We start from the raw sequence: 23,317 nt of genomic DNA, 5'->3' as shown, positions 1-23,317 counted from the left end.
CCGGTTATGCAAGAACTCTATCATTTTATGCAAATTTTAGTTTCAATAGTGTAAATCAACGAATGGACAGCTTGTTTTTAAAATTAGTGCTATGTTATAAAAAAGAACATATAAATTTTTTACTGTGATTAAATGAATGAGTCGCTGGAATTCATGAGCACAGGGGTGACATTATGGCAACGAGTAGCGCGGTTTTGCAATCCTTTCTTAGAGATGCATTTAAAGATGACAAGAAACTTGCTGATTTGAGTTTCGAGGACTTGCTACAGTACAACCGCACTGAATGTGGCCTTATTGAGTTAGAATTTGATCCTCAAGATATTAGTGAAGCTGATAAACTCAAAAATTCGTTAAATGATAATGATGCGATTATTTTGCATGATGGTGAGCTTTATCATGCATATACAGATGCACAAGGTCGCCAAGTTCGCAAACTTCCTGAACCCACCGATGACAAAAAAATAGAGTATTATACTCGACTGAAGACATCGTGCTCTGGACATTATAAACGAGCAAAGGGAAACCAATTGGATTGGGTCAGGTCTGTCACTGACCGTGCATACACGGAACACCGTATTAATGATTTCCTTCCTTCACTGACTTCTTATTTAAGAATTTTGGATAAAACTGATCCAGTAATGCTCAAGTATATGAGCGACGAACATAGAAAAGAAGAACTGGCATTTAATCTGAAAATTACTCTATTGCTTTTGCTGGCACAAAAAAAGCATGAAATAGATTATCAGAAAACGGAGAACGTAAGCACGTATAATCAGCAGATTAAACGCTGCTCAGAACTTCTTGAACGCTTAGATCCTGATTATCGACAACGAATCGAGATGCATTATGCGGGATCTGAAGCAAAACCTGTAAAATATTTAGGCATTTCTGTTGGGCAATTACTGGCTGAGGAGATGGTTGATTTCCCTGGAAGTACAACCAAGACCATTAAAGAATATATGGGTAAAATCAATGAAGCGCGACTTTATTGGGTTTGGGGTTCAACTTTCTTAAAAACGGTAGTTGGCCACCTGCCTGACTACATGTATGCAGCACAAGCACCTGGAGCTATGAAAACTCCGGATTTTTTGACGGGAAATTTGAGCTGGATATTATATTATGCACGTTTTTATCTAGAGTTGGGTTTATTGCTCAAACATACCATACAAGGTCCCTGGATGAGTGCGGAAGAAGCAAAAACACCTTGGCAGGAGCGTTTTCAAACCCAATTCGCACAAAGAAAATTTGCTCTATTGAATGATTTCCTTTGGGGAACAGCTAATTTGCTTTGCTTCTTTAAGCTTAACGGGGTAGGCGCGTTAGGTACTGCAGGAGATGTCCTTACTATTGTTCTTCTAGTTTTTGATATAGTCGTGTCTGCCTGGGAGTTTGAAGAGCAAAGAACAAAGTATAATAAGGCAATGCTGCAATATGAGGAAGATCTAGAGCGGTTAGAAAACCAACTTCAAGTGTTGAAAGAGAGAGAGGTGAAAGGAAAACTTGATGAGGTTGAGTTAACGGCAAAACGCCAAATTGAGGTGCAAATTCGCAACTTGGAACGAGAAAAGTTAAAATGCTACAGAGATTGGCAACTGCAAAAAATATCCTTAATCAATAATATTGCTTATGCTGTTGGTCTTATGTTGGCTTTTGTTGTCTTAACCGCGCCATTTATGCCTATATCAGCTCCAGTATTAGGCATCATGTTAATTGCTGGTGCGGCAGTGTGTCTCGCATTTACTATTATTAATAATGCAATTAAAGGAGGCATTGAGCTTTATAAAACCTATAAAACACTGCAGGAGCAGAACCAGGATCATGATGACAAAGTAAAAGAGTTACTGCGCTTATTGAGAAAGAATCCAAATTTAAGTGAGAATCAGAAAAAACTGCTTTATCTTGAAATTAAGCAACTTCAGGCAGAAACAGAATATCAGAAACAGATGATGATTTATCAATCAGTAAATTTAGCACGACGTATTATGATTGAAGCTTTAGTTCCTGTTGCTGTCCTCGTAAGTTTAGTAGCTGTGCCTCTGGGAGGGCTTGGTATTATACCTGTACTTATTGCCGCAATAGCGTTAGCGATTGCGACGCAGATGCTCGTGGACGCGCTATTTAAACCTGAGGAAAAAAAGGCATTGGAGTTTGATGAGGAAACATATGAGAAGTTTTGTAAGGAGCTTCTTGAGCAGCCTAAAATTGAACGCGGTCGTCTGTTCTCTGTGGATGAAAAAGAACGCCTATTGGACAATAAAAATGGTCCAATAGGCGAACCTTATCCAGCAATCGATTGAGTCGAGACGATTTAACCCCTAACCCAGGTTGTGCAGTGTTCAGTGTTTGAACTAGACGCCTTGTTTAAAATTTTTCATTAAAATTCAATAGGTAATGTGACAATAAAAAAGTGGCATTCATCATCTTCTTCTGTATAATGTTTAAAAAAGCCTGACATGGAGTGTCTTAATGAAAAAGTTCACTATCCTGTTGTTGCTTGTTTTTTCTGTTAACGCTATTGCTTCTGTTGCTCTGGGTGATGTGTGTGATACCCATGCAGGCATGTCTGATTCTTATGTCTTAGCGCTTAGTTCGCAACCGGGTTTTTGTCAAACATATGGATATGAAGCAGGTAAACCCGAATGTATGCACTTACCTAAAAATTCCTATCAAGCAAAACATCTGACTTTGCATGGTTTATGGCCCAATCAACATGCCTGCGGACAAAGTTATGGATATTGTGGTGTCGAGCAGAAATCAAATCATTGTGCATATCCTCCATTAAATTTATCCTCCGCGGTATCTAAGCATTTGCAAAAGATGATGCCTAGTTATCATTATGGAAGTTGTTTGGAGCGTCATGAATGGAATAAACACGGCAGTTGTCAAATTTTGTCTGCCGATGAATATTTTTCACTTGCCATGCGCTTGACTGAATCAGTCGATAATTCTGTTTTGGGGCATTATTTAACGGAACATCAAGGACAAAAAGTTCCCATAACTGTTTTGCGGGAGATGGTAGGCAAAGCATTTGGTAAAAATAATTCCGGAAAAGTTTATTTAGGGTGTAGAAATGGCATATTGGTTGATATCTATATTCAATTACCCGCATTAATTCCTTTCGAGGAACCTTTAGAGTCTTTGATCGATAATGCGCCTAATTCCCAGGTGAATGACACCTGCCCTGTCAATGTCATGCTTTCTAATTTTAATAAAGGAAGTTGGTTTTAGTAGCCTTGCACATTGTCAGAACTTCATCTAATGTAGAGGAATTATTGAAACGGGAATGAAGCCTATGCTAAAGCGGTGTTATTTATTGATTCTAATTATCTTTTTATTAGCTTCTTGTGCACATCATGCGCCAAAAAATCAACCCTCAGTTCCGCCGCAAGCGTTCAAGACAAAACAAGTCAGACAAGTATCTTCTTTTAATCAGGTTAATGCGCAAGGACAAATCAACATCAGTTTGCATACAGGCTATAAAAAACCTCAGGTGATTTTATCGGGTGATGCGCGCGATTTGGCCGCCATAAAAGTTGAAGTAGTACAAAACACTCTGTATTTGGTTCTAGGCGGTGGTTATCCAAAATTTGGCCCAGTTTATGCTCAGGTTAGAGGTCGCTTTCTTAACCGCTTAACGGCTAATGGTACGCCTCTAATCACCGGGGATAGACTGCATACCAGCGTATTGGATGTTTATTTGATAAATACTGGAAATGTTAGATTAGGTGGATCTATTGGCTTGCGTGTACTGGATATAAAAGGTAAAGGTCTGACCCAAATTAGTGGATTAACTAGCCCAAGCTTACAGATTCACCTGCAGGAAAGTCCAAAGGTACAGCTTTCAGGTGTTGCTAATCTATCTAATTTAACCATGCAAGGAAACGCTTGGATCAGTTTTTATTGGGTTAAAACAGATACCTTAACTGTACGTGCGAAACAGAAAACAACAATTCAATTAGCGGGTGCAGTAAATCGACTTGATGTTGAGCTTTGGGGAAATGCACGCTTTAAAGGACGTTATTTACGTGCGCAACGCAGTTTTGTGCGGACCCATGACCACGCTGTTGCCGAGATTTCGGCGGTGAAACATCAAAGCAATTTGGCTACTGATGCCAGTGATATATATTATTTTAATTTACCAACTACACGTGCAGATTTTATGGCTTATAATGGCTCAGTGTTGGATATGCGCGAGTGGAATCAATACGATTTGAAAGATTTCACACGCTACAACAAGCAGTTTCCTTAAAGTCACACTGAATGTTTATGGTTCTTAAAATCACCTGCGTTCTGCGGCTTGTCCGCAGAATCTATCTTTACCTGGGTGGGTACTGCCGACAAGCCGAAAGACGTAGAAGAGGTTAGCGCCCACATAATGGCATCAGATTGTAGCGCAGCTTCGTGGCCTGGCTGCAAGCAGCCAGCTACTATATTCCAGGCGCAAGTATCTCCTCTCCCAACTGAGGAGAGGTTTTTTCACCTGGTTTGCGTTGATTAATGCACTGAACAATAATATCCAGATCATTGTCTAATGGTAAAACATGTGCTGAGTTTGTTAGCCAATGTATGGTCGTATGGGGTAAGTGAGAGAACATTTTCTCTATCTCTTTTGAGGCAACGACGCTATCATAGGTACCCAAAAAAAGATCAATCGGGCAGTTTGGTGTTACCCATTGATATTCATTAATCAGAGTAAACAGTTCAATCAGTGCAGGAATTGGAATCTTTCTATAAGATATTTCAGCATATTCGTTGGTGACGAGATTGCCTGCTCTACCTCGTAGTTCGCAAAATCCAAGCTTTTGCAGTGCGATAAGAAGTTTGAGATTCTGCTGAGTATTCATCTGCAATTTTAACGCAGGCGCTAAAAGAAACATATGATTGAATTTAAAACGCGCGCTCAACTGACATGCCAATAGCCCGCCAAAGGATAATCCGAGTATGTCTACTTTTTGGTACTCCTTAAATAAGGCGTCACATTCTTGGGTAACACACTCAAGCGAATCTTTGGCCGTGGCTTGTGCAAATGCAGTGATGCTGTCTGCATGTCCGGGTAATGCGGGGCAAACTAAAGCATCATATTGATTTAATTGCGGAATCAGATAGCGATAAACAGCCGGGGAGGAAGTAAACCCGTGTAAAAGCAGTAATGCATGCTCTGTTTTTGTTCCCTGCTTCCTAATTGGTTTAAGGAGGGCAAAATCTTCCCTTTTTAAATCAAACAATTGTTTGCCGCGACGCATGAAGCGAAAATCGTTAGGATTCATAATCATTCCATATAGGTTGCATGTGTTAGACCTCTTTCTATACTGCAAGAGGGCGAGATGTTTTGTCGTTTATACACTCAAGTTCTCCGCTTCGCCTCTCTCTGCTTTTCAAGAAGCCTGCTTTGCAAAGTTATTGTAAATTATGGTTGAAAAAAAATTATCAAGCAACGAATCTTGATAAGATTTAGTGTATCCGAAAATATTGGATCTACGCATCTATTAAGGCAATGTTTCTTATATTGTGCTATCTTTAACGTAATAGGGGTAGATTATCGAGGTTAAGATTTATGAGTACTGAGAAACCTGATTCAAATGTTGATAAAAAACCAACAAATCCTACACCCCCCCCTCAACAGCCGCAAGTTATTGCTCCTACTGTTGAGGAGCCAAAGCCAAAAGCAACTAAGGGGGACGATGAGGAAGATAAGAAGAAAGCTCAGCAGCAACAAGATTCGGTGCCTAAACCTAGTGCAAAGAAGAAAGAAGAGAGCCAGGAAAAGAACCCCTATCTTGCGCTGAATGAAGATCTGCAGAAGATGGTTGCAGATATTAACGGAAGTATCAACGATGCCTTAAAAGATGTTGCGAAAGCAGGTTGGAATAAAGTTTCAAATACAGATCTGGGAAAAGCTGTAGGTGGATTGAAGGATGCAATAGTTGCTAAAGCGGAAGACCTAGGCCAACAACTCAAGGATAAGGCTGGAGAGAAACTAGATGAGATTGGTAAGAGTATCAGTAATACTGCAGTGGGTAAAGCGGTTGGGCAGTTTACAGATTCAATAAGTTCTCTTCCTGATATGGTCAGTAAGGGGCTTACAGATGCCATAAATCAGGCTACAAAATCGATTCAAGATAGCATGAAAAAGGATGGTCCTCAAGAAGAGGTGGAGAACGACGAGACAATGGAACTCGATGCTCCGAAAAGTACTCAATCCGATAATTTAATGGCCGAAGCGCAGGAAGCATTTGGCGATATGGCTGGCTGGGACGATTTGCTCACAGAACAACCAACCAAATCTGCTCCTACTTCTGAAAAAGATGAAGATCTCACTAGTACTGTGCAACTTAATTCATAACGTATCAAGCGAATTTGAAACTCGGGAATTTGTGTTCGATAAACCCGAGTTTCTCTTCATGAAGGTTGATGATTTCTTTACACTAACCTAATAATTTGTGCGGTAAGCTTTCAATGCGTCCTGCTTGCGTGACAACTACATAATTTAATTTACGTTGCAGTTCGCTTATTGTATCAGCGCCAGCATAAGTAAGACCGGATCTTAAACCACCTATTATATCCGCAACGATTGCATCAGGATTTTCTTTGAAAGGAACTTCAGTTGCTACTCCCTCCGCCGTTTTCCATTCGTGCATTTGTCCTAAGAAATTTTCTTGCGCTTCTTTAGAGGCCATTCCACGATAACGCTTCACTTTGCTACCGTCTTTCTTTTGAATGACTTCACCGGGGGTTGGCGCTGTGCCTGCTAACATGCCGCCAATCATGACAAAATCGGCACCAAAGGCTAAGGCTTTGACTATATCGCCAGAGGTTTTTATGCCACCATCGGCGACTATAGAGCGGTCAGCACGTGAACAATCCAGAATACAGGTTAGCATGGGGACGCCAAAACCTGTTTTAATTCGGGTGCTGCACACAGAACCACCGCCAATACCTGCTTTAATAATGTCAGCACCACATGAAGCAAGATAATCAGCGCCAGCATAAGTGGCAACATTTCCTGCCATAATACAGCGGTCAGCAAGTATATGGCGTAAGCTTTTTAAGGTTTTTCCTACATACTTGGCATGAGCATGGGCAACATCCACACAGAAATAGTCCGCTCCTGCATCACGCAATGCTTCTGCTCGTTCCAATTCAGCTGCAGTACAGCCAACTGAAACAAAAACTTTATTATGACACTGTGTAAATTCTTTGATATTGTCTTCGATGGACATAAAGCGGTGCAAGGCACCCATAGCACCTTTAGAGCTCATGAAATTAGCCATATCACTTTCAGTAATAGTATCCATATTTGAGCTGATTACAGGGAGTTCGAGGGTCAATTTACCCAGTCTGTCAGTACTGGTTGTTTCTACTACTCTTCTTGACTCGTGATGATTGTACGAAGGAACAAGGAGAACGTCATCAAAAGTGATGGCATGGTCAGTCATGGTAAATCCTTAAAGTACATAGTGTCTGTTTTCATTTCTGCTCGCTTGGCCAAATGGCCTGATTTTCTGCGCTTCGGTACTCGAAAATCAGGCCATTTTAGCTCAAGCTGGCTAAATGTAAACAGCCCCTACTATAAATGTTCCGCGGCATAAAAGGCAAGTCTTGAGCGTTCTCCACGAGTTAAACTCATATGCGCACTATGTTCCCAGTGTTTAAAACGATCTACTGCAAAAGTTAAACCCGAAGTCGTTTCACTTAAGTAAGGAGTATCTATTTGTTTGATATCACCTAAGCAAATAATTTTGGATCCTGGGCCTGCTCGAGTGACTAAAGTTTTTATTTGTTTGGGAGTTAGGTTTTGCGCTTCATCAATGATAATGTAGCGATTTAAAAAAGTACGCCCGCGCATGAAGTTTAAGGAGCGAATTTTAATTTTGTTTTGTAATAAATCCTGAGTGGCTCCTCGTCCAAAGCTGCCGCCTACTTGTGAACTGTGTAGGACTTCTAAGTTATCCATTAAAGCCCCCATCCATGGCGTCATTTTTTCTTCTTCAGTCCCAGGCAAAAAGCCAATGTCTTCACCTACAGGAATCGTCACGCGCGTCATGAGAATTTCTGAGTAACGGTTTTGATCCAGAACTTGGGTTAGGCCTGCAGCAATGGTGAGCAGCGTTTTACCTGTTCCAGCCGGACCTTGTAAGCTGACAAAATCGATATCAGGATCCATGAGTAAGTTTAGAGAAAAGTTTTGCTCACGGTTTTTAGCATGAATTCCCCATACGGAGTGCTTTGTGTAATCACGAATTAACTGAATGATTGCATGATCACTTTCAAGCTTTTTCACAATCGCTTGAAATTGATCGTCCTCAGTACTGATGCAATCATTAGGATTCCATTGATTGATTAACGGTCCTGTCACCTTATAGAAGGTTTTACCACTTTCTTGCCATGATCCCATATCTTTAGCATGGGCATCCCAGAAGTTATTATCAAGAATGTGCAAGCCCCTATGCAGCAGATTCACATCATCCAATACCTGGTCACTGTAATAATCTTCTGCAAGAATTCCAAGTATCCCTGCCTTGATACGCAAGTTAATGTCTTTTGATACAATAATTACTTGTTTTTTGCCGGCATATTTTTTTTGTAAACCCAAAGCGGTCGCAAGAATAGTATTATCTACTTTATGTCCTGGAAGAGTGGTAGGGACTACCTGGTCGAATTCATCGGTTTGGAAAAACAGCTTGCCGCTGCACTTTTTTTTATCTGAGGTGAGGTAGTTGGGTATCGTTAGTCCGGATACGATTTGTTCGTGAGATGCGTTACTCATGAGCTCAACCAACATGCGGTTCGTTTGACGTACGTTACGTGCTACCTCTGATGTACCCGTTTTATGACTGTCTAATTCTTCCAGAACAACCATCGGCAGATAGATATCATGCTCTTCAAAATGATAGATGGCTGTTGGATCATGCATTAAAATATTGGTATCCAGTACAAACAGCTTTCCACGGGTATTGCTATTATCCATAAAATTCACCTTATGATTAAAACGTATAGCCTGGGTGAAAACGTGCAGCCGTACAGCAAATAAGTTAATAACTTTTGACTTTATCCCTCGTTTCGCGGGCAACTCGGCGGAACGTAGGGAAGACACGTGTGTTATTAACTTAATGGTAAGGCGCAGCCTTAGCCCTAGAATTATTTGATTGCTTCTTTCATTCTGCTTAGGGGAGAAGGTTCAGTCAAGAATAAAATTTTTTAATAACGATTCAGCAAAGTTCATCGAGGATCATATTTGGTACCTCTTGAGAGAAAATAACGCTGAGAAATGCTCAAATACTGATTTATTCGGTGCTTTTTCAGCGTCATTTTATTTCAACCTGCGCTCAAATCTGACTATTTCCTCAGATTTTTAAATTGTGGCGAATAGATAAAATTTTTATTTTAATGCACTGAGTACTTCGTCTACATGTCCTTTAACACTAATTTTACGCCACTCTTTGCTTAATTTTCCTTGAGGGTCGATGATGAAAGTGCTGCGTTCAATGCCACGAACTTGTTTGCCGTACATGGACTTCATTTTAATCACGTCAAACAATTGGCATAACTGTTCGTCATGATCGCTAATAAGTTCGAAAGGAAAGTTTTGCTTGGCTTTAAAATTTTCATGCGATTTTAAACTGTCGCGGGAAACTCCAAATATCTGGGTATTTAATTCTTGGAATTGAGGGTATAAATCCCGAAAGTCTTGCCCTTCCGTAGTACATCCTGGGGTCGCATCTTTAGGATAAAAATAAAAAACTACATATTCCCCTCGGTAATCGCTCAAACGAGCATTGAGGCCATTCGTTGCTGTGAATGCAAAATCGGGTACGGATTCACCTATATTCATTATTCTCTCCCTGTTTTTTTCATGATGCGCGAACGGTCTCTATGCCATTCACGATCTTTAATGGAGTCGCGTTTATCATGCTCCTTTTTACCTTTGGCCAGCGCTATTTTTATTTTAATTTTATTTTTTTTCCAATATAAAGAAAGTGGAACTATAGTATAGCCTTGGCGTTCGACACTACCGATGAGATGGTTCAATTCTTTTTTATTTAGTAATAGCTTGCGTGTACGTGTTGGATCAGGAATAGAATGCGTCGAAGCGGTTATGAGCGGTTGAATCTGGGCACCAAGTAAAAAGGCTTCGCCGTATTTAATAATGATATGTGCATCTGACAGATTTATTTTTCCTGCGCGTAAACTTTTTACTTCCCACCCTTCAAGCACTAAACCCGCCTCATATTGATCCTCAATAAAATAGTTAAAGCCTGCTTTGCGGTTCAATACAATGGTCGAATCGGATTGTTTTTTATTTGTCATATTTTATTCTTTGTTGCGATCATGTTTGTAATCCAGTGGTAATTGAGGATAGACTCGATTTAATTGATCATCAACTGCTACTCGGTTATCAAATACAAAACATTGCCCTTCCCAGAGCGATTCTTCTTGTGGCATTTGTTCAATATAATTGAGAATGCCATCATAAAGATGGTAGACATTTTCGAAACCCAGGTTTTTTAAGTAAGCAGTGGATTTCTCACAGCGTATCCCACCCGTACAAAACATTGCAATTTTTTTATCTTTTTTATCAAGTAAATGCTCCCGCACATACTCCGGAAAATCTCTAAAATTTTCAGTACTGGGATTGATTGCATTTTTGAATGTACCTAATTCAAACTCATAATCATTACGGGTATCGATTAACACTACGTCGGGATCTTGAATCAATTCATTCCATTCTTCCGGACTTAAATAGGTTCCTGCTGATTTTAAAGGATCAACATTGTTTATGCCCATAGTTACAATTTCTTTGCGAAGTTTGACTTTAGATTTTTCAAATGGGTTTTCATTATCAAAAGTTTCTTTAAACTTTAAATCGGCCAAACGTTGATCCTGACGAATGAATTGATAAAACAGATCCATTTGCTCTCGAGTACCGGCAAATCCGCCATTGATTCCCTCAGAGGCTAATATAATGGTACCTTTAATTTTGATTTCATGCATTTTTGCAAGCAAAGGTTCGCGCATTGCTTCAAAATTTTCCAAAGAAACAAATTTATAAAATGCAGCGATCACTATTTTTTCCATTGTACTACCTGAAATAGAAACAAAAATATTCGGCAAAAATTACCATTTACACAGAATTTAATCAATAGGCTTGAATTAAATGCATCCTAGGCCAGGGTGCTTCGCTGGTTTAAATATTAAACAAAATTAACTAAATGCGTTGACAAAAACTAACCAGCGATCATACTGTTATATACCAAAGCTATCTGTGCTTTCATTTGCGGCTTTATTTTATAAGGAGATAATATGGCCCAGTACACTCGGAAGTTGCGTTGGTTCTTAATCCTCTGTTTATTTGTCCCATTCATGAGTTTTGCCGCCACTCCTGTAAAGTCTATGGTGGTTTTTGGCGACAGTCTGTCTGATACAGGGAATACTACCCACTTACTCAAAAGTTTACGCCAGGAAGAAGATCCCGCATTTTTAGTCGCACCTTTTAAAATATTCGTTCTCAATAAGATGGTTGAGTTTGCTGAAGAATATTATGTACCGCAAATGGTTTTGGATTCGGGTATCGCCATAGTCACCGATTTTTTTGATAATCAATTGGCACCCTATATTGCCAACTTGGTTAGTAAAGTCAAGTTAGTGCCTGTATTGCCAGGAAAACCTTATTGGAATGCACGTTTCTCCAATGGTCAGGTATGGAACGAATATTTAGCTAAAATGCTTTCTATTGCCCCAGAGGATGAAGAAATTTATTTAAACCGTGCGTTCGGGGGCAGCTGGACAGCAACTTATGATTATCAGTTAACGGTGTGGAATTTGATTCGTCATCCATTAGGAACAATCAAAAATCTAATCGTAGGTAAGTTGGTTCCTCCAAGTCTTGGGTTAACCGTTCAAGCTTATTTATTAGAACATCCAGCTTTAAGTAATGAAACCGTCTTTTTTATTTTCTCAGGTAATAATGATTACATTAATGTCTTATTCTTTGAAGATAATTACAATACGGAAGTAATGAGCACCTATGTTGATAATGTCTTATCCGGTGCGGGCTCTGCTGTGATGAAATTAATGCAAGCTGGGGCACGTCGCTTTGTAATCATGGGGCTGCCTCATATAGGAGATACACCTCGGGTGGTGCAAACTACTGATAGAGACGTTTTGAATAATGCCATTGATATGCACAATGATAGGCTTCGAAATCGCATGCAGGAATGGGCAAAAATTTACCCTGATTCAAATTTTCTCTATATCGACATGAGCGATTATTTCGAACGCGCTTTAAAAAATCCGGAAACTTATGGATTTACTAACACTACGGAAGCGTGTATTGATGTGAAACTTCCTATGTATGATTCATTCCGTAGCTCGCCTTTTGCTAACAACTATGTGTTACGCTATGCACAAGTACTTCAATATAGGGATGCAAGCTTTGCTGCAGGAGACAAGAACTACCAAGTATGTGATACTCCTGACAGTTATTTATTCTGGGATGAAATACATCCAAGTACACGCGCCCATGGATTGCTCGCTTTTGAAGTGTGCAAGGCTATGAAATACCATGGATATGATGTAACGTGTCAAAATCCTATAGAGTAAATAGAGTTAGGAGTAGCTAAGAGTTTTTTCAGTAGCCTGGGTGAGCGCACTGCCGTAGCCCGGGTTTTCTTTTGCAGAACCCTCAATTATATCTGCGCCTTTCTCTTAGCATTTAATTTTTAATTTTAGAGGAGCAATTTGTGACATCGTCCTCTTAGCTCACGACACGGAACATGTTAGTGATTTATAAATGTTTATGGCATAATTGCCGTTTTTTTATTGATATATCGTTCATGTGCGGTTGTTGAAACGAGGAGCATGGTATGTGTGGGATTATTGGAGCTGTGTCTGAAAGGGATATCAGTAAAATTTTACTGGAAGGATTACGTCGTTTGGAATACAGAGGTTATGATTCTGCAGGTATTGCAGTAATCGATAATGATGCACTGTTACAACGTGTCCGAATCCAGGGAAAGGTGCAAAATTTAGCTGATGCCATGCAAGAAACAGCTATTGCTGGAAATACAGGCATTGCTCATACGAGATGGGCAACACATGGCAGGCCTTCAGAACAAAATGCACATCCTCATATATCCCATGGACAAATTGCACTGGTACATAATGGGATTATTGAAAATCATGATACCTTGCGTCAAGAGTTAATCATAAAAGGGTATCAGTTTACCTCTGAAACAGATACGGAAGTAGCTGCACATTTAATTCATTACTTCTATCTTCAGGGTGAAGACTTGCTTGAAGCAGTACAAACCGCAGCTGCAAAAATGGAAGGTGCTTTCGCTTTAGGTGTTATCCGTCAACAAAGACCAAACGAGCTTGTTGCTGTTCGTAAAGGTAGTCCTTTAGTTCTTGGCCTAGGTATCGGTGAGAATTTTATCGCTTCTGATGGATTGGCATTAAAATCTTTTGCACAATCAGTGATTTATTTAGAAGAAGGCGACAGCGCTCTTATTACCTCAAAAAGTGTAACAATTTATGATTCATCCAAATCATTTGTTGAGCGTCCGCTTCATCTCTTAACAAGCGATTCAGAAACTGTGAGTAAAGGTCCTTATCGACATTTTATGCTCAAGGAAGTGTTTGAACAATCTAAAGTGCTGACTGATACTTTGGAAGGTCGTGTGAATAGTCTTGAGGTACTTAAGTCCAGTTTTGGAGAACGTGCATCGCAAATATTTCCTATGGTAAAGCAAATTCACATTGTTGCTTGCGGTACCAGCTATCATGCAGGAATGATTGCTAAATATTGGCTAGAATCATTGGCTGGATTGCCAACCCAGGTTGAAATTGCGAGTGAGTATCGTTATCGCGATGTAGTCGTACCCAAAGATACTCTATTCATCACTGTTTCCCAATCAGGTGAGACTGCAGATACTCTTGCGGCTTTGCAAAAAGCGAAAGATATGGAGTATTTGGCAAGTTTGGCTATTTGTAATGTGGCAACAAGCACTTTAGTCAGAGAAGCCGATTGTGTTTTTTTAACGCGCGCTGGAGTGGAAATTGGAGTAGCATCTACTAAGGCATTTACTACGCAACTGGCTGCTTTTTTAATGCTAGCCGCGGCGCTTTGCCATGATGATCGGGCAAATGATGTTTTAAAACAATTGCAAGAACTGCCTGCATGCTGTGAGCGTGCATTAAAGATGAACGAGGAAATCGAAGACCTTGCTTCACTTTTTGTTAATAAAGCACATGCTTTATTTTTAGGACGAGGCGTACAATACCCAGTCGCTTTGGAAGGTGCTTTAAAATTAAAGGAAATTTCCTATATTCATGCTGAAGCATATCCCTCCGGGGAGCTGAAACATGGTCCTTTGGCCTTGGTTGACGAAAACATGCCTGTTGTTGCTGTTGCCCCCAACGATGAGTTATTGGATAAATTAAAATCTAATTTACATGAAGTCAGTGCACGAGGTGGGCAGTTATTTGTTTTTGTTGACGATACCCAAAGTTGGCGTGCAAATGGGGCACGTTTGATTAAGGTTCCTTACTGTGGTTTATGGGTTGCTCCGATCATTTACACGATCCCTTTACAATTGCTCGCTTATCATGTTGCTGTTGTAAAAGGTACAGATGTCGATCAGCCACGTAATCTTGCAAAATCAGTGACTGTTGAGTGATAATGTGGCGATTTTTTTAACGACTCACTCTTCGCTTGATACAGAGGTGGAGCGATTTTAGGATAAAAACGTGTAGCCTGGGAAGTAACGTCACCAGGGTTATACGATATGCTCTTTCCCGGGTTATGGCTATGCCTTTACCTGGGTTCAACTTCAGTAAGGTTTAGGGATGAGGTAATCCATTGTTTTATATTTATGTTTTACGGGGATGTAAATGACTCAAGAGATGTTGAGATTAGCTGCAATTATTGCGCAAGAGATTAAAGTTAAACCAGCGCAGGTAGAAGCAGCCATTCGTCTGCTCAATGAAGGGGCAACAGTTCCTTTCATTGCTCGTTACCGCAAGGAAGCTACAGAAGGACTAGATGATATAAAATTACGTTTTATTGATGAACGCGTGCTTTATTTGCGTGAATTGGATGAACGTCGCGCTGTAGTTTTGCAGTCTATCCGTGAGCAAGAGAAACTAACTCCTGAGCTTGAAAAGAGTATTTTAGCAGCAGACACTAAAACTCGTCTTGAAGATTTATATTTGCCCTTCAGACCAAAGCGTCGTACAAAGGCGCAAATTGCCATAGAAGCAGGCTTAGATCCATTAGCTCAGGCACTTTGGAGCAACCCTGAGCTGGATCCAGAAGAGCACGCGGTTCAATTTATTAATCCTGAGGCTGGTGTTGAGGACGCAAAAGCCGCCTTAGAGGGGGCGCGCCATATATTAATGGAGCATTTTGCTGAAGATGCTGACTTGATTAATGAGCTACGGGAATATTTGTGGCAGCACAGTATCGTCAAATCAACAGGCAGCTCCAAGAAAAAAGAAACTGTGAATAAGTTTTCAGATTACTTTGATTATTCAGAAGCAATTAAGAAAATTCCTTCTCATCGTGCTTTGGCTTTGTTCCGCGGACGGCGAGAAAGTGTTTTGCAAGTGAGCCTTGCTTTACCTGAGCATGATTTATCGTATGGTGAAAATAAATTAGCTACTCATTTCAATGTTGTTGATAAACAGAGAAAAGCAGACAGTTGGCTACTCGAAACAATACGTCTGACTTGGAAAATAAAATTATTTACCAAGTTGGAGCTGGAATTACTGACTCGCTTACGCGAAATTGCAGACGAAGAAGCAATAAAAGTATTTTCCAGAAACTTGCGCGACCTATTACTGGCTGCACCTGCAGGCCCACAAATTACTATTGGACTTGACCCTGGAATTAGAACTGGGGTTAAAGTGGTGGTGGTTGATGCAACGGGTAAGTTACTGGATTACACTGTTATTTTCCCACTGGCCCCACAAAATGAATGGCATCAGGCGATTACTGATTTGGCTAAATTGGCAGCAAAATATCAGGTCAATTTGATCAGTATTGGTAATGGTACAGGTTCTCGCGAAACGGAGCGCTTGGTTACTGATTTAATAAAAATGTATCCTGATTTAAAGCTGACTAAAGTTATTGTGAGTGAAGCCGGTGCATCGGTTTATTCCGCCTCAGAAATTGCTTCTCAGGAGTTCCCTGATTTGGATGTCACGCTAAGAGGCGCGGTTTCAATCGCTCGTCGACTCCAAGATCCACTTGCTGAATTAGTCAAAATCGAAGCCAAATCAATCGGCGTTGGACAATACCAGCATGATGTGAATCAAGCTCGCCTAGCTCGTTGTCTTGATGGGGTTGTAGAGGATTGTGTGAATGCTGTAGGGGTTGATGTAAATACCGCTTCGGCTGCGTTGTTATCTCATATTTCTGGTCTTAATGAAGCTCTGGCCAAAAATATTGTGCTTTATCGCGATGAGCATGGTGCATTTAAAAACCGAATGGAATTAAAAAGCGTAAATCGTATGGGTGAAAAAGCGTTTCAACAAGCAGCAGGCTTTTTACGTATTATGAATGGAGACAATCCTCTGGATGCATCTTGTGTTCATCCGGAAGCTTATCCTTTGGTGGAAAAAATTATTGCAGATAAGAAAATTGATATTAAGAAGCTTATCGGTAATCGAGAAATCTTACATAGTGTGAATGCAGAAGCCTTTATTGATGAGCAATTTGGTTTGCCTACAATAAGAGATGTGTTGCGTGAATTGGAAAAACCAGGCCGTGATCCCAGACCCGAATTCAAAACAGCACAGTTCAAGGAAGGCGTTGAAGACATCGAACATTTACATGAGGGAATGATCCTTGAAGGTGTCGTCAGTAATGTGACTAATTTTGGTGCTTTTGTGGATATTGGCGTGCATCAGGATGGATTGGTTCATATTTCAGCGATGACTAACAAATTTATTTCTGATCCACGTACGATAGTAAAGGCCGGCGATATCGTGACGGTCAAGGTTATTGAAGTGGATAAGGAAAGAAAGCGCATTGGTTTAAGCATGAAATTAGAAGATGAGCCCGCGAGTCAACCAATAAAAAAACCAGCAAAAACATCTGAAATGAAAAAGCCTCCACAGGTTAAAAAAACGGAGCATAGGAAAAAACCTGAAGCTAAAAAAGTTGAGCCGGTTAAAAAAACGGTATTTAATACAGCAATGGCAGATGCATTAGCTAAGTTAAAACGTAATTAAAATTTTTAACTTAGCATTGTAGTCTGTGGCAGCATAGTGAACCTGGGGTTGAGAAGTATATTCATAATTCGGAAACCCGGGTTACGCTGTTGCTTCACCCAGGCTACATAGAAACACTTAAAATACGATGGTGAAACATGACCGATATTCCAAGGGGAGAGCTTGCTATCCAGACTTTAGCAATGCCGGCAGACACCAATGCCAATGGTGATATATTTGGTGGATGGATCGTGTCGCAAATGGATTTGGCTGCAGGAATATTGGCAAAAAAATTAGCAATGGGACGAGTAGCTACAGTGGCCATAGACTCCATGAGCTTTTTAAAACCAGTCCATGTAGGTGATCTTGTTAGTTGCTATGTGACTTTGATAAAACTAGGTAGCACCTCCATGACATTCACTGTTGAAGTATGGGCTCATCCTGCCACCCACAATGAAGCGTATCAAGTTACTGAGGGCGTTTTTGTTTTCGTTGCCATTGATGAAGAAGGCAGACCAAGACAGGTTCCTAAAAAAATATGACCAGTAATTCGTCAGATCTGTATCGCTTACTTACCGAAATGGCTACCCTGATTGAGCAAAATGCGGAGCCAGATCCCCAGTTATATACTTTATTTTTCCAACAGCCAGAACTTGCTTTTAAGTTAACCGATATTATCAGTAACTTAGAAGAAAATACGGATGATGGTCTTTCTGTTTATTCTGCTTGTGTTTTTGCTTTAGACATTTGTGTTGCTCAATTGCAAGGTGCAGCAGAATCTAACAATAAAGTTACCGCAAAAACATTAGTTCAATTGATGGATCACTTAGCCGCAATGATCAATTTGCGCAAACATACACTGAGTTTTTGGCTGCCCATATTAAATTCCTTTTATGAATCACATGTCGATTTGACCGAGGAGCTAAAAAATGCCTATTACGAACTTGCCAGTGATGAAGAGGAACTGCTTCCTGAAGGCGAACCTGTATCACATATAGATGCAATTCGAGAATTAATTCATGAGTTATCTGATCTCAATGTATTTGAAATTGCCGAAAACTTTTTCGCTCAAAGTTATGCAATGCCAGCTGATTTTTTCGTCGATCTAATGGCCGATTTATACAACATTGAAGAAGGTGCAGATATTGCCTTACTAATTTTATTGCATCCCAAAGCAGAGGTTCGTGAAGTTGCTATTCACACGCTGGGCCAAATTATAGGTTTAGTTACGCTTTCTTCTATATCTCTTTCACGTTTGCAGACGATAAAATATTGGTATCCAAAGCATTATCATGAACTGTTTGATTCGTGGATAAAAATCCAACGCAAACGAGGTGTTGTGTTTGCGCCAGAACCGGAAGCAGCTAAAGCAACCATTCGCGCGACAGAAGTAGATGGAACGGGCTCGCAAGGAATTTTTCTTCATGTGCGTAAACTTAGAAAAAATAGACTGTGTGGTTTGTTATTAAAGTATGAGTTAGGCCTTAAAGATGCCTGGATAACACCTTCAGTTTCAGCAAAGGATGTGAAGAATTATTACACTCAGGCTTTTGACGAAAATGTAACTTTACGTGAGGTGGATCTATCTTATTTTACACTGATGGTAGAGCATTTCTTGGCGGTTACTATTGAGAAGGGTGAGATTCCTAATGTCCAGTTTTTAGAAATCCAGGAACTACTAGGGATACGTTTACGACCTACGAAGCTGGAGATAGAATATCTATTTGAACAACTAAGCATCCAGGTTACCCCGTTTACACAAGAGGTAATTTCCCAATCCTTGCGGCGTTCAAAATCCTGGCTCAAAACAAAATCATTTACTGAATCCTGGTATTTGGAGAATCCTTTAATTGATAAGATAGTCAACCATAACAGCAGTTTTGTTGACGGGATTAGAGTATGCCGGATGGAGGACGCCATGGATGCTGTATTTTCTGAGGAGATGGAGTTGCATCGTGATAAGTGGCAATTTCATTTTTTGTGGGTTTCTCTATGGATGAAAGCAAAGGAAAAACGAAATGAAAAAATGTGGCGCGATAGTTTTTTAATTGCTTATACCATTCATGAAGGTGTTCCTCTGAAAGAGATTCCTGTCATGCAAGAAATTTGTCGGCAAACGGTGATTAATAGTGTGGAAACCATGCATGAGCGACGAACACATTTGAGTCAGGAATAAGAGGAACCATGTTTACCGGAATTATTGAAAAAAAAGGAGCCGTGATTAGCAATAGTAACCATGATGGTGCGAATCGGTTAATTATTTCATCTGCTTTTGAACAATTACAAATAGGTGAAAGTATTGCTGTGAACGGAGTATGCTTAACTTTATTGCCTTTTGAAGACACAAAATTAGGTTTTGATGTTTCTCCTGAAACATTGAGTAGGACTACTTTAGGAGAGCTAGGAGCCGGTGATGAGGTAAATTTAGAACGAGCCATGCTCGCATCGACGCGTTTTGGTGGTCATTACGTAAGCGGACATGTAGATGCTATTGCACAAATTCATTCCATAAGACAAATTAATGAATTCGTTGAAGTCGAATTAAGCGGCTTTGATGCAAACGCGATGTTGTATTTAATACCTAAAGGTAGTATTACTGTTGAAGGGGTAAGCTTAACGATTAATACAGTTGTGAATCAGGGCATAAAACTAATGCTTGTTCCCCACACATTACTCAATACTACCCTTAACTTTTTACAAGCTGGGCAAAAAGTTAATATTGAATTTGACTATCTGACGCGTATAGTTGCCCATCAATTGCAAGTTGCAGGAAAGTTAAGCTCTCAGATCCAGTTATGAATTAAGGAGTAGTTCATGACCAAACATTTGACATCCCGTTTGCATCTTCTTTTTATTGCCACAATTTTTATTGGGATTGTTTCTGGATTTGGAGGGATGTTTTTAGCCATCTTATTGCATTTTATTCAACACTTGGCCTATGAGCATACTGTCTTTCCTATTGTGGGGAATGAGCATTTTCTCGAGGTTGTTACTGGTTCAACTGCACCAAGAAGAGTAGTAGCTCTTCTTATATGTGGTTTCATTGCCGGTTTTGGCTGGTGGGCAGTTTTTCGATATGGCAGCCCTTTAGTAAGTATTGCTAATGCAATTAAATCGCCTAGACCCTACATGCCGATAAAGACTACTTTAGTACATGTACTACTACAAATTATTACTGTTGCCTTGGGTTCTCCGATGGGACGAGAAGTAGCTCCTCGTGAATTCGGTGCTACTTTTGCGTGCTGGCTGACTAATAAAATGAAGCTGCATCCTAAGGAGAGTAAAATACTTGTAGCTTGTGCTGCTGGAGCTGGATTGGCTGCAGTCTATAATGTTCCCCTTGGCGGTGCTATGTTTACTTTAGAGGTTCTCTTAAGCTCTTTTCATTGGTTTGCAGTAATTCCTGCGATTACTACTTCCGCTATAGCAGTGGTTATCTCCTGGATTGGTCTTGGTAATCAATCGTTATATCATATACCTGTTTTAAGACTTGATTCCCCAGTAGTCATTTGGGCTATTATTTCTGGCCCCATTTTTGGTTTTTCTGCTTATTGGTTTAAGGTGATTACGAATAGGGCCCAAAGCCGAGCGCCGCGAAATTGGAAAATAATCGTATCGTGTTTATTTAATTTTTTCATCATTGGTTTATTAGCGATTTATTTTCCGGAGATATTAGGAAATGGGCGCTCTGTGGCTCAGTTAGGATTTGATGGGAATATGTTAGGACTTGGAGTTGCCATAGCCGTCTTAATACTTAGAATTTTAATTGTTTGCACCAGCGTACAAGCCGGTGCTGCAGGCGGACTTCTGACTCCATCGCTAGCAAATGGCGCTTTAATGGCTGTCGTTTTAGGCATTCTTTGGAGCTATTTGTTGCCAGGTATTTCTGTATCGATATCTGCATTTGCCATTATTGGAGGAGCTGCATTTCTTGCTGCAGCTCAAAAAATGCCCATTACAGCAATAGTTTTGGTCATTGAATTTACAGGGATTAATTTTAGCTTTTTTATTCCAATACTTTTTGCAGTTGCTGGATCAGTGAGTATGTTTAAGTATTGTGATACGCGATATTTAGTTTCTATTATAAGTCGATGATTTAAAATTTTGCCCATATTCTTTTGATTTTTTTTATTAATGACACTCATATTTAATCAATTTAATGCGGCTCAACAGGTATAGGACGCTAGACTTTCTCTATACCTTGACTCAACACAATTCCATGTGAAAAATTAGGCATTGTTCTTTTGCCAAGATCAAAATCTTTTCCACTGCGCAAATATATAGTCTTTTTTATGTTATCAGGAGTTGGTTGTTCTATTTTAGTAAAAATGTTTTTTAATAAAAAATCTAGCGGTAATGCTGCCTGATCATAACCTGGCTTACTAAAAGGGCTCTTAACCATAAAAAAAGCACTATAATTCTTTACAATATTCTCTGCTGTGAATTTATAGTTTAACCTGATGTCCGGCTCTTCTATTCTAGAGCCGTGATCCCCGTGGATGACAATAATACTATTTTTAGTATTTTGATTAGTCTCCAATGTTTTTAAAAGTGTACCAATTAATTTGTGTGTACACTCTAATTGATCAAAATATGCCTTAGTCTTGTTTTTACGTTCGCCAATATAGTCACAATTTTTATTAAATACATAAGGAGCATGCGGTAAGAGTAAGTGAATAAAATAAGCATTATTTATTTGTACCGTTTTTGCTAATTTCTCAACCTCGTTAAACGCTTGGTAAGTGGCTGTAGATGGTGTCAATATGCTTTGATTTTCCGATTGAGGTAAATGAAGCATAGACCAGAGTTTACTTTTCTTAATTTTGGAAAGATCAAATCGTAATTTAGAAAATACTTGTTCCAATATTGCAATAGTCTTTGTGCTAGAGCTAAGCACAGGGTTTACAGGTACAGGAGCGGTGTGCTTGTAAGTTATACATTTTGTCAAATTAAAGTTTTTATGTTTTGCACACAGATCCAAATAGGAGCTTTGTATAATGTTGATATCATATCCCTTGTTTGAAAGAGTTTCAAAAAGCGCATTTTGGGTAAGAATATGCCTATCTTCTTCATCGTCATGTAAAATATAATCTTTTAAGTTATCAATAGGCTTGAAATTTAAAAAACTTGCAAATGAAGCGATAGAGCGAAAGTCTCGGCTGTAAGATTTACCATACACTCTAAAACCTAGATTGATATATTTATCCTTTAACACAGATGCAAGATTATTCTGATCGTCTTTGGGGGATATTCCCTCAAGGCCAATATGCTCATCTAAAACAACTTCAATATAAGGGGGAAGATTCAAATTTGTATGATTTCTTTCTTGATTAAAATTTTGTACTGTTAACAAAGGATGCTTGGAAATGAAAAAGCTGCCTACCCATAATGTTCCAAAAAAAACAAACAATAATTTGTCTAAATAATGACGTAAGTAATAGAAAATGCATGCAATAAAAATTGCAGCCAAAAGTATTATATAACGGTATTTTAATCCATAAGATAAAACAGGAAAACTTTTTATTTGACTTATTATAAACAAAAGTACTAGAAACGTTGCAGTTAAAATTCGGATGTGCGCATTAGCAAAAACCATGATGCATCCGGGTATAAGACTTAATAATATTAATACAAGATAACTAAATAATGCTTCGGAGCTTAGTATATTTATACTATTATCCGCTAAAAATGCAGTAAGTAATGCTGTTAAAAAGAAAGCAGTTATGAACAAATAGCGCCAGTTTTTATATAAGGTGTCTAACATTTATTTTTCTCATTAGGATAAAAGTGTTTCATTTCTATGTGTCAGCCTTGTCCTAGTCCGGCCAAAAAATAATGCACTTAATTTAAACAGCAAATTAAAAACGAGGGGCTATCTTAACATATTCGGTAATAACTGTGTTGTGTTAAATATGAACTTGAATTACTAAGACTTGTATTCCCTTTCAAAATTAATTGGCATGCCATGTTTTCTCAAGTTTATAGTAAAATTAAGGCAACCCATGCATAATATAAGGCTGTTTTAATTAGTACAAATTTATTTTCTGCAATTTAACACCCGATTTATATAAATAGTGGCGATGATTACGGATATTATAAAGTC

Annotated in this window: 18 protein-coding genes; 11 read left to right on the top strand and 7 right to left on the bottom strand. The window is 39.3% G+C overall.

The features are described from left to right. Positions 1-173 precede the first annotated feature (173 nt). From Lpar_RS03235 to Lpar_RS03225, 3 genes are all read left to right on the top strand, one after another. Positions 174-2,297 (top strand): AAA family ATPase, encoded by a 2,124-nt coding sequence (locus Lpar_RS03235; protein WP_058516561.1) that lies wholly within the window; start codon positions 174-176, stop codon positions 2,295-2,297. 169 nt (positions 2,298-2,466) lie between these two features. Beyond that, on the top strand, positions 2,467-3,228 hold the full coding sequence (locus tag Lpar_RS03230) for a ribonuclease T2 family protein (protein WP_058516560.1): 762 nt from the start codon (positions 2,467-2,469) through the stop codon (positions 3,226-3,228). Between the two features lie 64 nt (positions 3,229-3,292). Continuing rightward, positions 3,293-4,249 (top strand): GIN domain-containing protein, encoded by a 957-nt coding sequence (locus tag Lpar_RS03225; protein WP_058517057.1) that lies wholly within the window; start codon positions 3,293-3,295, stop codon positions 4,247-4,249. Between the two features lie 178 nt (positions 4,250-4,427). On the opposite strand, the gene Lpar_RS03220 is transcribed toward Lpar_RS03225, so the two are convergent. Continuing rightward, positions 4,428-5,267: an alpha/beta hydrolase gene (locus tag Lpar_RS03220; RefSeq protein WP_058516559.1), complete on the bottom strand. Its 840-nt coding sequence runs from the start codon at positions 5,265-5,267 to the stop codon at positions 4,428-4,430. 287 nt (positions 5,268-5,554) lie between these two features. Here Lpar_RS03220 and Lpar_RS03215 point away from each other — a divergent pair, with 287 nt between their 5' ends. Further along, a complete protein-coding gene (locus Lpar_RS03215; RefSeq protein WP_058516558.1) occupies positions 5,555-6,343 on the top strand; it encodes a hypothetical protein in 789 nt (262 codons plus the stop codon). An 82-nt stretch (positions 6,344-6,425) separates the two neighbouring features. Here Lpar_RS03215 and Lpar_RS03210 read toward each other — a convergent pair whose 3' ends face one another. The 5 genes from Lpar_RS03210 to trhO form a co-directional block, all read right to left on the bottom strand. Next, positions 6,426-7,436, bottom strand: coding sequence for a guanosine monophosphate reductase (locus Lpar_RS03210; RefSeq protein ID WP_058516557.1), 1,011 nt, complete (start codon positions 7,434-7,436; stop codon positions 6,426-6,428). 131 nt (positions 7,437-7,567) lie between these two features. Beyond that, positions 7,568-8,968 (bottom strand): PhoH family protein, encoded by a 1,401-nt coding sequence (locus tag Lpar_RS03205; RefSeq protein ID WP_058516556.1) that lies wholly within the window; start codon positions 8,966-8,968, stop codon positions 7,568-7,570. A 411-nt stretch (positions 8,969-9,379) separates the two neighbouring features. After that, a complete protein-coding gene (locus Lpar_RS03200; protein WP_058516555.1) occupies positions 9,380-9,832 on the bottom strand; it encodes a peroxiredoxin in 453 nt (150 codons plus the stop codon). Further along, positions 9,832-10,308: an SsrA-binding protein SmpB gene (gene smpB, locus Lpar_RS03195; protein WP_058516554.1), complete on the bottom strand. Its 477-nt coding sequence runs from the start codon at positions 10,306-10,308 to the stop codon at positions 9,832-9,834. Before smpB ends, Lpar_RS03200 begins: the two co-directional genes overlap by 1 nt. 3 nt (positions 10,309-10,311) lie before the next feature. After that, complete coding sequence (trhO, locus tag Lpar_RS03190; protein ID WP_058516553.1) at positions 10,312-11,076, bottom strand: oxygen-dependent tRNA uridine(34) hydroxylase TrhO; 765 nt, start codon at positions 11,074-11,076, stop codon at positions 10,312-10,314. A 225-nt stretch (positions 11,077-11,301) separates the two neighbouring features. Here trhO and plaC point away from each other — a divergent pair, with 225 nt between their 5' ends. From plaC to Lpar_RS03155, 7 genes are all read left to right on the top strand, one after another. After that, the gene (plaC, locus tag Lpar_RS03185) at positions 11,302-12,600 is read left to right on the top strand and encodes a lysophospholipase/glycerophospholipid:cholesterol acyltransferase PlaC (RefSeq protein WP_058516552.1); all 1,299 of its coding nucleotides are present in this window, start codon (positions 11,302-11,304) and stop codon (positions 12,598-12,600) included. Positions 12,601-12,863: 263 nt separating this feature from the next. Next, positions 12,864-14,678 (top strand): glutamine--fructose-6-phosphate transaminase (isomerizing), encoded by a 1,815-nt coding sequence (gene glmS, locus Lpar_RS03180; RefSeq protein WP_058516551.1) that lies wholly within the window; start codon positions 12,864-12,866, stop codon positions 14,676-14,678. 214 nt (positions 14,679-14,892) lie between these two features. Further along, positions 14,893-17,235, top strand: coding sequence for a Tex family protein (locus tag Lpar_RS03175; protein WP_058516550.1), 2,343 nt, complete (start codon positions 14,893-14,895; stop codon positions 17,233-17,235). A 137-nt stretch (positions 17,236-17,372) separates the two neighbouring features. Beyond that, positions 17,373-17,756 (top strand): acyl-CoA thioester hydrolase YciA, encoded by a 384-nt coding sequence (yciA, locus tag Lpar_RS03170; RefSeq protein WP_058516549.1) that lies wholly within the window; start codon positions 17,373-17,375, stop codon positions 17,754-17,756. Beyond that, positions 17,753-19,390: a hypothetical protein gene (locus tag Lpar_RS03165; protein WP_058516548.1), complete on the top strand. Its 1,638-nt coding sequence runs from the start codon at positions 17,753-17,755 to the stop codon at positions 19,388-19,390. Before yciA ends, Lpar_RS03165 begins: the two co-directional genes overlap by 4 nt. An 8-nt stretch (positions 19,391-19,398) precedes the next feature. After that, positions 19,399-20,013: a riboflavin synthase gene (locus Lpar_RS03160; RefSeq protein WP_058516547.1), complete on the top strand. Its 615-nt coding sequence runs from the start codon at positions 19,399-19,401 to the stop codon at positions 20,011-20,013. Positions 20,014-20,028: 15 nt separating this feature from the next. After that, complete coding sequence (locus Lpar_RS03155) at positions 20,029-21,309, top strand: chloride channel protein (protein WP_058516546.1); 1,281 nt, start codon at positions 20,029-20,031, stop codon at positions 21,307-21,309. Between the two features lie 88 nt (positions 21,310-21,397). Here Lpar_RS03155 and Lpar_RS03150 read toward each other — a convergent pair whose 3' ends face one another. Then, positions 21,398-22,978 carry a sulfatase-like hydrolase/transferase gene (locus Lpar_RS03150; RefSeq protein ID WP_058516545.1) on the bottom strand — a complete coding sequence of 527 codons (1,581 nt, stop codon included), beginning with the start codon at positions 22,976-22,978 and terminating at the stop codon, positions 21,398-21,400. Positions 22,979-23,317 lie beyond the last annotated feature (339 nt).

The sequence above is a fragment of the Legionella parisiensis genome (assembly GCF_001467945.1).
GTDB classification, from domain to species: domain Bacteria; phylum Pseudomonadota; class Gammaproteobacteria; order Legionellales; family Legionellaceae; genus Legionella; species Legionella parisiensis.
This window is presented reverse-complemented; position numbering and strand designations above follow the sequence as displayed.